Genomic DNA, 1,066 nt, shown 5'->3' with positions numbered 1-1,066 from the left:
TTTGACGTTAGCGACAGAAGAAGCACCGGCTAACTCCGTGCCAGCAGCCGCGGTAATACGGAGGGTGCGAGCGTTAATCGGAATTACTGGGCGTAAAGCGCATGCAGGTGGTTTGTTAAGTCAGATGTGAAAGCCCGGGGCTCAACCTCGGAATAGCATTTGAAACTGGCAGACTAGAGTACTGTAGAGGGGGGTAGAATTTCAGGTGTAGCGGTGAAATGCGTAGAGATCTGAAGGAATACCGGTGGCGAAGGCGGCCCCCTGGACAGATACTGACACTCAGATGCGAAAGCGTGGGGAGCAAACAGGATTAGATACCCTGGTAGTCCACGCCGTAAACGATGTCTACTTGGAGGTTGTGGCCTTGAGCCGTGGCTTTCGGAGCTAACGCGTTAAGTAGACCGCCTGGGGAGTACGGTCGCAAGATTAAAACTCAAATGAATTGACGGGGGCCCGCACAAGCGGTGGAGCATGTGGTTTAATTCGATGCAACGCGAAGAACCTTACCTACTCTTGACATCCAGAGAACTTTCCAGAGATGGATTGGTGCCTTCGGGAACTCTGAGACAGGTGCTGCATGGCTGTCGTCAGCTCGTGTTGTGAAATGTTGGGTTAAGTCCCGCAACGAGCGCAACCCTTATCCTTGTTTGCCAGCGAGTAATGTCGGGAACTCCAGGGAGACTGCCGGTGATAAACCGGAGGAAGGTGGGGACGACGTCAAGTCATCATGGCCCTTACGAGTAGGGCTACACACGTGCTACAATGGCGCATACAGAGGGCGGCCAACTTGCGAAAGTGAGCGAATCCCAAAAAGTGCGTCGTAGTCCGGATTGGAGTCTGCAACTCGACTCCATGAAGTCGGAATCGCTAGTAATCGTGGATCAGAATGCCACGGTGAATACGTTCCCGGGCCTTGTACACACCGCCCGTCACACCATGGGAGTGGGCTGCAAAAGAAGTAGGTAGTTTAACCTTCGGGGGGACGCTTACCACTTTGTGGTTCATGACTGGGGTGAAGTCGTAACAAGGTAGCGCTAGGGGAACCTGGCGCTGGATCACCTCCTTA

General features: G+C 53.6%; 1 rRNA gene. It reads left to right on the top strand.

The window, feature by feature from the left end:
* Nucleotides 1–1,066, top strand: a 16S ribosomal RNA gene (locus tag NL643_RS22735); the annotation flags it as partial.

Source organism: Vibrio sp. Y42_MX_L11 (assembly GCF_024181785.1).
GTDB classification, from domain to species: Bacteria; Pseudomonadota; Gammaproteobacteria; order Enterobacterales; family Vibrionaceae; genus Vibrio; species Vibrio diabolicus.
Note: the sequence above shows the minus strand (reverse complement) of the source record. Positions and strands in the feature narration are given on the sequence as shown.